The organism is Rhodoferax bucti (genome assembly GCF_005876985.1).
Lineage (GTDB): Bacteria > Pseudomonadota > Gammaproteobacteria > Burkholderiales > Burkholderiaceae_C > Allorhodoferax > Allorhodoferax bucti.
The window spans coordinates 733,682-742,346 of the sequence record NZ_VAHD01000003.1; the positions used below are offsets into that span (position 1 = coordinate 733,682).

At 59.0% G+C, this 8,665-nt stretch carries 10 protein-coding genes; 6 read left to right on the top strand and 4 right to left on the bottom strand.

The annotated features are described in order from the left end of the window. Positions 1–24 precede the first annotated feature (24 nt). Both FDM28_RS14435 and FDM28_RS14440 read left to right on the top strand, forming a co-directional pair. A complete protein-coding gene (locus FDM28_RS14435; RefSeq protein WP_138516236.1) occupies positions 25–1,554 on the top strand; it encodes a DUF3369 domain-containing protein in 1,530 nt (509 codons plus the stop codon). 131 nt (positions 1,555–1,685) lie between these two features. Further along, positions 1,686–2,372, top strand: a complete 687-nt coding sequence (locus tag FDM28_RS14440) for a hypothetical protein (protein WP_138516238.1) — start codon at positions 1,686–1,688, stop codon at positions 2,370–2,372. Positions 2,373–2,427: 55 nt separating this feature from the next. On the opposite strand, the gene FDM28_RS14445 is transcribed toward FDM28_RS14440, so the two are convergent. From FDM28_RS14445 to FDM28_RS14455, 3 genes are all read right to left on the bottom strand, one after another. Then, positions 2,428–3,030 carry a transaldolase family protein gene (locus FDM28_RS14445; RefSeq protein WP_138516240.1) on the bottom strand — a complete coding sequence of 201 codons (603 nt, stop codon included), beginning with the start codon at positions 3,028–3,030 and terminating at the stop codon, positions 2,428–2,430. Between the two features lie 114 nt (positions 3,031–3,144). Next, positions 3,145–3,582, bottom strand: coding sequence for an RbsD/FucU family protein (locus FDM28_RS14450; RefSeq protein ID WP_138516242.1), 438 nt, complete (start codon positions 3,580–3,582; stop codon positions 3,145–3,147). Further along, positions 3,576–4,364, bottom strand: a complete 789-nt coding sequence (locus FDM28_RS14455; RefSeq protein WP_138516244.1) for an ATP-binding cassette domain-containing protein — start codon at positions 4,362–4,364, stop codon at positions 3,576–3,578. The genes FDM28_RS14450 and FDM28_RS14455 overlap by 7 nt, the downstream gene beginning before the upstream one ends. A gap of 165 nt (positions 4,365–4,529) precedes the next feature. On the opposite strand from FDM28_RS14455, the gene FDM28_RS14460 reads away from it, so the two are divergent. From FDM28_RS14460 to FDM28_RS14470, 3 genes are all read left to right on the top strand, one after another. Then, complete coding sequence (locus FDM28_RS14460; RefSeq protein ID WP_138516246.1) at positions 4,530–5,486, top strand: sugar ABC transporter substrate-binding protein; 957 nt, start codon at positions 4,530–4,532, stop codon at positions 5,484–5,486. 89 nt (positions 5,487–5,575) lie between these two features. Next, positions 5,576–6,520, top strand: coding sequence for an ABC transporter permease (locus tag FDM28_RS14465; RefSeq protein WP_138516248.1), 945 nt, complete (start codon positions 5,576–5,578; stop codon positions 6,518–6,520). Continuing rightward, the gene (locus FDM28_RS14470; RefSeq protein WP_138516250.1) at positions 6,517–7,434 is read left to right on the top strand and encodes a PfkB family carbohydrate kinase; all 918 of its coding nucleotides are present in this window, start codon (positions 6,517–6,519) and stop codon (positions 7,432–7,434) included. Before FDM28_RS14465 ends, FDM28_RS14470 begins: the two co-directional genes overlap by 4 nt. A gap of 19 nt (positions 7,435–7,453) precedes the next feature. On the opposite strand, the gene FDM28_RS17695 is transcribed toward FDM28_RS14470, so the two are convergent. Then, complete coding sequence (locus FDM28_RS17695) at positions 7,454–7,606, bottom strand: hypothetical protein (protein WP_170211775.1); 153 nt, start codon at positions 7,604–7,606, stop codon at positions 7,454–7,456. Positions 7,607–7,667: 61 nt separating this feature from the next. Between FDM28_RS17695 and arfB the strand changes: the two genes are divergently transcribed. Continuing rightward, complete coding sequence (arfB, locus tag FDM28_RS14475; protein ID WP_138516252.1) at positions 7,668–8,075, top strand: alternative ribosome rescue aminoacyl-tRNA hydrolase ArfB; 408 nt, start codon at positions 7,668–7,670, stop codon at positions 8,073–8,075. The last annotated feature ends 590 nt before the right edge of the window (positions 8,076–8,665 follow it).

Genomic DNA, 8,665 nt, shown 5'->3' on the forward strand with positions numbered 1-8,665 from the left:
TCGTTTCCAACGAGGACCTGTGCCATGACCGATGATTTGGTGTTCAGCGACGAGCAAGAAACTGAGGTGCAACGCGATACCGTGGTGCCCTGGCAGGTCTTGATCGTGGATGACGAGCCTGCCGTGCATGAAGTCACCAAGCTGGTGATGTCCGACTTTGAAATGGACGGCCGGGGCCTGCAGTTCACCCACTGCTACAGCGCCGCCGAGGCGCGGACCGTGCTGGAGCAGCGGCAAGATATTGCGCTGATCCTGCTGGACGTGGTGATGGAGTCCGAGCACGCGGGGCTGGACTTGGCCAAACACATTCGCGATGAGCTGCGCAACCTCAATGTCCGCATCGTGCTGCGCACCGGGCAACCCGGTCAGGCACCGGAAGAGCAAGTCATCCGCGACTACGACATCAACGACTACAAAGAAAAAACCGACCTCACCCGGCGCAAGCTGATCACCGTGTTTTACGCAGGCTTGCGGGCCTATCGCGATTTGATGCGGATTGAGCATGCTCGCCAAGGCCTGGTGCGCTCCATCGAAGCGATCAGCGAAGTCTGCGACTCCAACAACCTGCGCAGCTTTGCCTCTGCCGTGCTCTCCCAGCTCAACTACCTGCTCGACCTGAATGGCGAAGGCCTGTGCGCCAGCCGCGTGAGTGCCTACACCGCCAACATCGGCCATGGCCAATTGCGCGTGCTGGCAGCCACCAGCGCCTACTCCCAGCTCATGGTGGCCGACCAGGTAGCCAACCTGCCGCCGGCGGTGCAAGCCGCCATCAAGCGTTCCCTGGCCGAGAAAGCCAGCCACCATGGTGAGCGCTACTACGCGGGCTACTTTTGTACCAAGGCTGGAAGTGAAAGCCTGATTTATATGGAGTTCCCAGAGGCCATCACCGAGCAGGCCCAGGAACTGCTGGAGCTGTTCTCCCGCAATGTGGCCATTACGTATGACAGCCTGCTGCTACGCGACGAGACGGAAAGCACCCAACGTGACACCATTTCGATCTTGGGTGGTGCGATCGAGCGACGCGACAGCGCCTCCTCCAAGCACCCCGAGCGGGTAGGCGATATCGCCGCCTTGCTCGCCCGCTTGGGCGGAGCCTCTGATGCTGAAGTGGAATTGATCCGGGTGGCGGCCACCATGCACGATGTGGGCAAAGCCTGTATTCCCGACCAGATCCTGACCAAACCCGGCCCGCTGACCGATGACGAGTGGCGTGTGATGCGCACCCATGCCAGCGAAGGGCATACGCTCTTGTCGCAGTCCAGCACCCGCATACATGCCTTGGGCGCCCAGATTGCCCAGGAACACCACGAGCGCTGGGATGGCAGCGGCTACCCTGCCGGCTTGGCCGGTGCGGCTATCAGCCTGCCAGGACGCATTTCCGCGATTGCGGACGTACTCGACTCTCTGGTGTGCGCCAGCTGCTACAAACCCGCCTGGGATCTGGACAAGGCGCTGGACTACATCCGCCAGGAATCCGGCAAGCACTTCGACCCGGCATTGGTAGAGCTGCTGCTGACCCACTTGGACGACGTGCGGCTCATTTACAAAAACTAGGCTCCAGACGCCCACGGCAACCTGGCGCCCCAACCCGCTTGGCATTGCCAGTAGTGGGAATGGCAAAAGCGGTTTAAACTTTTGCCATAACTAAAGGCCTCGCATGAAGGCCTCACATCCAGGGTGTTGCTATGTTTTTTTCATTTCTTGGCGGGCTGCTGCTCGGCCTCGCCGCCTTCTATTGGCGCAGCCGCTATTTGCAACGCCAGCGTCGCAAAATTCCGGCGGTTTGGCCGCTAAAAGCACGCCCCTTGGTCAACAGCCGGGAGCGCAAAGTATGGCTGTGGCTCACCAAGGTCATGTTTGACCACCAGGTTCTGGTCAAGTTGCCGGTCACCCGGTTTACCGTGCCTGTATCGCAAACAGAAGCCACCCACTGGTACAAATTGCTCAACGGGGTGTATTGCACCTTCACCATCTGCAGCCTGGACGGCAAAGTGATCGGGTGCGTAGACGTCCCGGGGCCCCACGGTTTGTCGCTGGGCAACCAAACGCTCAAGCACACGTTGCTGGACCAATGCAACATCCGCTACTGGGTGGTTGACCCGGACAATCTGCCGCACCTCACGCAGATTCGTACCGCCTTCCTCGGCGAACATGCCGCCATGATGGCCGAAAAGCCGCTCGACGGCCGCTTCCAGGACGTGCGCGAGCACCTGCAAGCTGCGGTGACCCGCAGACGGCAAAGCAAGTCCGCAGAAACCGCCTCCGGCTTTACACCCTTGGCTGGCGGCGACTTTCAGGAAAGCCGGTTGCCTTCCGGCTGGGAGCTGAACTCCTTTGTCAGCCCGCTGGACAGCCGGATGAACAAGCTGTGATCCACCCCATGCAAAAAGGGGCTCAAGGCCCCTTTTTGCATGGTGCAGCGCCGGTTTACTTGGCGCCCAATTTCAAACTCGATTGAATATCGCTCTCGAACTGCTGAACCGCAGTTTGCGTCAGTGCATCCGTGCACCACGCTGCGAGACTCGCGGGTGGCAGCGTGACCGCCGCCGCGCCCACCGCCATCAACTGGGCCAGCACTTCCGGGGTTTTGATGCTGGCAGCCAATAGCTGCGGCCCATGGGGCTGAACCGCCACACACGCCTCCATCAACGCCCAGACGTTGCGCCCGTCGTTGACCAAACGCCCCACATACGGAGCGACGTACTGCACACCTTTGTGCTGGGCCCACAACAACTGCACAGCGTTAGACAAGCCCGTGAGCAAAATGCCCTGTTGCTCGGCCTGGACGGCGTCAATACAGGCCTCCCAGTTGGGGGCACAGGGCAGCTTGATCGTAAGTTGTACCTTGCGTGCTGCGGCGGCTGGCTGCAGCACCTTGAGCCATTCGCGGGCTTGCTGGGGATCGCTGTCGGGTAACTGCAGCATGAGCTCTGGCAGCCCTTGGTCCGCTACTGCGGAAATCAGCCCCAGATAGCTTTGCAGGGTCACCGGCAAACCGGCCTGAAATACCAGCGTCGGGTTAGTGGTCACACCTTGCACCGGTGGGCAGCCTGCTGGCAGGCTCCATGTTTCAGTGCGCGCGGAATCGAGATAAATTTTCAAAATAGGTTCCCTCTTTGACGGGCTGCCTGCGCAGCCAAGCCCTCAAAGAATAACGCCTTTGCAAAACATGGCGTTGCCGTAGGCCGTCACTTCTCCGCTTTGCACAATGACGCTGGCGCCCTTGATCTTGTCGTAAAACGCGAAACGCTCCACGGCCTCAAACCGGTTCGCAGCAACACCTTCTCGCTCCAGCAAAGCCACTACCGATGTTTGCGCAGCAGTTTTGTGGCCCTCGGGGCTGTGACACACCTGCATATAGGCGGCCGGGCACGCCACGTCTTCGGCCAAGGGAAACACCGACAGCACCGCTTGGCTCACCCGCTCCAAGCTGTGGCCGGGCAAACGCACCAGCGCCTTGCCTTTGCCCAGAAAATCGGCGGTGAAATTGGCATCCACCACAGCAACCCACTCGCCATGCCCCATGGCAGACAAGTGCATCAACAACTCGGGCGTCAACAGGGGGTCCAGACCTTTCAGCATGCGACGGCCTCCTCAGAACGCAAAGTCGCCGGATCAATGGCGCCGGTGATCAGGCCCACAATTTCTTCCGGATTGGTCTCCTTGGTCAAGCGACTGCAAATAATGCGCCCTTGGCGGAACACCCAAATCCGGTCCACCAGATCAAACACCTGGCGCAGGTTGTGGCTGATGATGATGAGCGGAATGCCCTGCTTCTTCAGGCCCTTAACAATCTCTTCCACCCGGGCCGTCTCTGCCACACCCAATGCCGCGGTGGGCTCGTCCAGAATGATCAGCTTTTTGGCGAAACCGGCAGCCCGAGCAATCGCCACGCACTGGCGCTGGCCGCCGGACATGCCGCGCAGGCTTTCCGACATGTCTTGAATCTTCACCCCTGTGGTCGACAGCATGGTGGCTGACTGTTCCCGCATGGCCTTGTGGTTGAGGACCGACAAAGGGCCGAGCGACAGGCGGGTGAGCTCGCGGCCCAGAAAGATGTTGGCCGGCACATCGAGGTCTTCGGCCAAGGCCAATGTTTGGTAAACGGTTTCAATCCCCTGATCCCGCGCATCCAGCGGTGAGCTGAAGTGCACGCTCTGACCGTCCAGCGTGATGTCGCCGGAATTAGGCTGCTCCACCCCGGTAATCAAACGCACAAACGTGCTTTTGCCGGCACCGTTGTCACCCACGATGGCGGCGTGCTCACCGGGTAGCAGGCGGAAGTTTGCATCGGTCAGCGCTTTCACGCCGCCGTAGTGTTTGGTCAGATTCTTGATCTGCAGGACGGGCTGAGGAGTTGTCATGGTGGACTCATTTCGGGAAATTGGACGCAAGCATGCCAGAAAGATGACGTCGATCGTATTAGTAAAACTACTAGATTTAATTAAATGAAACTCTGCTGTAATTCGTTCCCAGCACGCTACGGAATCCACCTCGGCTGCTAATTCAACCTACAACGGAGATAACGAATGATCACCAAACGCATGTTGGGCCGCTTGGCCATCGCCATGGCCACCGCCGGCCTGATGTCTGCCGCGATGGCAGAAACCACTATTGCCTACATCACCAACGGCAACACCAACGAAGGTTGGACGCTGATCAACGGTGGCGCCAAAAAGGCCGGGCAAAAAGCCGGTGTGAAGTTCATTGAATTGGCCGCTGAAAAAGGCGAACTGTCCAAGCAATTGGCCATCGTGGAAGACATGATCACCCGCAAGGTGAACGCGATCGCGATCGCCCCCGTGGACAGCGCAGGCATCGCCCCTGCCATCAACAAGGCATTGGCTGCTGGCATCAAGGTAGTGGCGGTGGACACAGGCATCACTGGCGCCAAGATCACCTCTTACGTAGCCACCGACAACATCAAGGCTGCCATGGTGCAAGGCGACTGGGCTGCCGGCCAAGTCAAAGATGGTGACACCGTGATCTACATCACTGGTGACCTGGGCCAATCTACCGGTCAAGAGCGCAAAAAGGGCTTTCTGGACGGCCTGAATGCCAAGCGCAAAAACGTGAAAGTGGTGGAAGTCTCCACCACCTGGGACCAGACCATGGCCCAAAACGGCGTGGAAACCGCCTTGCGCGCCAACCCCGGCGTGAAAGTGATTGCCTGCGCATGGGACGGCGGCGCCCTGGGTGCCAAGGCAGCGCTGATGGCAGCGGGTAAAAAGGCCGGCGAAGTCATGATCGCTGGTTTTGACGGCTCCCCCGGCGGCCTGGACATGATGAAGCAAGGCTGGCAGTCCGCCAACGCCGCGCAAATGCTGGCCAAAATCGGCCAAGTGGGCGTGGAAACCGCCATCGCTGCTGCTGAAGGCAAAAAAGTCGAGGCCCGTATCGACACCGGCTCCTTCCTGGTACTGCCCTCCAATGTGGACCAGTTCGCCAAGGACTCCGGCGTAGCCCAGTTCATGAAGGCCAAGTAAGTTGGTATGACCCCTGCCCGGCGGATCGCTGCCGGGCGCAGGCGACCGCTTTCGGGCGGTCGTCATTTTTTATTTGAGGAAATGAATCCATGAAGTCCATCACCCGCCAGGAATGGTATGGAGCCCTTGTCGCCGTTTTGGTCCTGGGAGCCTTGCTGACCGTTGCATCGCCCTACTTTTTGACCACAGGCAATTTGTCCAACATTCTGGTGCAGGCTTCCGTCATCGCCTTGCTGGCCGGTGGCCAGACCTTTGTGATTTTGACCGGCGGCGTGGATTTGGCCGTGGGTGCACTGACTGCACTGGCAGGTGCTCTTGCCGGCCACATGATGATCAAGCTGGGCATAAATCCCTATGTATGTATTGCCGCTGCATTCGCCATTGGCGCAGCGGTGGGCGTGTTCAACGGCTACCTGGTGGCCTTTGTAGGCATCCCCTCTTTCATCGTGACTTTGGGTGGCCTCACGCTGTGGCGCGGCTTGGCGTTTGAGTCCACCGGTGGCTTCGACAACTCCGGCATGCCCGATCCCCTGCCCTTTATCGGCTACGGCCAGATACTGGGTGTGCCCATGCCCATCTGGATTACCGGCATCTTTTTCGTGGTGATGGCGTTCATCCTCTCCAGCACCAAATTGGGCCGCTACGTCTACGCCATGGGTTCCAACGAAATGGGGGCCCGTCAAGTCGGTATCAACATCCGCTGGTACAAGTTAGGCGTGTACGTGGTATCCGGTTTAAGCTGCTCGCTGGGTGCGCTGGTGCTGATGGCTCGCATGGATTCGTCCAGCGGCAAAATGGCCCAGATGTTCGAGCTGGACGCCATCGCGGCGGTCATCTTGGGCGGCACCTCCCTATTCGGCGGACGTGGCAGTATCTGGGGCAGCCTCTTGGGTGCCGTGCTGATCACCATGATCCGCAATGGCATGAACCTGATGGAAATTTCGCAGTTCAAACAGATGATGGCCATCGGCGCGGTGGTGATCGTGGCTGTGTGGATTGACGTGATCCGTCGTCAACGACTCTTGAAAAAATGAGCACATCGATCTGGGTACTCGGCGAAGCATTGATGGACTGCCTCTCGCAGGCAGACGGCACATTGCGCCCCTTCATGGGCGGCAGCCCCTACAACATGGCCCGCGCAGCCGCACTGCGTGGGGCATCTGTCGGGTTTGTGAATCCGTTCTCCAGCGACAAGTTCGGCCAACAAATGTCCCAACAGCTGGAAAGAGACGGCGTACAAGTGTTGTCCGGCCAAAGCCGCTTGCCCACGTCGTTGGCGGTGGTGCAGATTACCAATGGCCAACCCAGCTACGGCTTTTACCGCGAAGGCATTGCCGACCGCGACTACACCGTAGCCTCTGTGCTGGCCATGCTCAAAGGCCATACCCCCGGCGTGCTGCACACCGGCTCGCTGCTGCTGGTACCCCCGGAGCACACCAAAGTGATTGCAGTGCTGCGTGGCGCCAAAGCCATGGGCTGGACCATCAGTGTGGATGTGAACCTGCGCCCCAAACTGGCTGCCGATTTGGCAGCGTATGTAGCAGCGGTCAAAGAAGTGGCGCAACTGGCCGACTGGATCAAAGCCAGCGATGAAGATTTGGAGTTGCTAGGCGTACACGCGCCCAGCCGTGCCAAGGGCCCGGAGATCGCACAACTCTTCCGTCAGCACGGCACCAGCCGCATTGCACTCACCTTTGGTGGCGAAGGCGCATGGTTGGAGGTAGACGGCGCATCGGCAGACGCCGACGTACCCGCAACCACGATAGTGGACACCGTGGGCGCAGGCGATACCTTCTGGGGCAATTGCTTGGGTGACTGGGTACTGAATGCGGATGGCAAAGGCCGCGTCAGCCAGACATTGAAAGAAGCCATGCAGGCAGCTGCCATCAACTGCTCACGGGCGGGTTGCCAGCCACCCACCTACGCGGAAACGCAAGCGCTGCTCTGACACCCCAAGGCCTGAAAGTTCAGGCCTTATTTTTAAGCTTGCCACGGGGCATGATGGCCGTGACCACCGTCGCACGCACCGGCTCTCCGCTGGACAGCGGTTTGGGTACGGATCCACTGTCTTTTTTGGGTTTCTTGGACTCTTTGTTCGTTTTTTGTTGACCTTTGGCCATGGGGAGTCCTTGTTCTGCGGTGTTATGGTGCGGGTCAGTCTAACCGTCGCAACACCCTACCGTGGCTTTTCTTTTTGACCGTATTGCTGCGGAAGCGCAGCTCATCTCCATCCGGGCTCAAGGCGCCGGCGGGCAGAACGTCAACAAAGTCTCTAGCGCCATCCACTTGCGCTTCGACATTCCTGCCTCCTCCTTGCCGGACGCCATGAAAGAGCGCTTGCTGCACAGCGCCGATAGCCGCATCACCCGCGATGGGGTACTGGTCCTCAAGGCCCAGCAACACCGCACACGCGAACTCAACCGGCAAGACGCTTACGACCGCCTGCGCGCCATCCTCGACGCTGCCGCCATAGAACCACTGCAACGCAAAGCCACCCGCCCCACCTACGCATCCCGCCAGCGCAGACGCGAAGCCAAATCGCTACGCAGCGGAATCAAACAAATGCGGAGTGGAAAGATCGACGGTTGAGTATTTACTTTTGCTATTAAAAATATAGCTTCTTGCGCAATATCTACGGGCGCTAGCTGCCTGTTGGAGCAACATAGCGGGGAACAAACCGGTTCGTTGGATGTTTGCAGAGGCATGTTCTGTTGCCGCCGACCGAAATTTGACAGTCGGGGGTGCGGACAAAATCTTGGACTACCTGGAGGTAGTTCATGTATTCATACGAAGAGAGAATTCGTGCGGCCACCCGCCCAAGCAGTGCAGGCCATGAAGTAATCACGCTCGTTCAAGCCGTGAGCCACTGGCAGACTGAAAACGAGTTCCAAGCCCAGCACAGCGTCTCTGCGTAGGGTTGTAAGCCCTGCCGTTCCCATCAGGTCTTTGGCGAGCTGCGCCACAGCATCAGGGGTTAGCGGCCCCACTAAGGTTTCATTCAAGTGGGAGCGTGTCGGGTCAATTGATGACGATGCACCCATCTCCGCCTGAATGGGCTGCTGCCGGTTTCAAAGACACTTTGTTAAGGTTGTCGATGAAACAGGAGATTGCAAATGGCAACGAGAAGGCAATTCAGCCGGGAGTTCAAGGTTGAAGCTGTAAAGCTGGTAACTGAACGC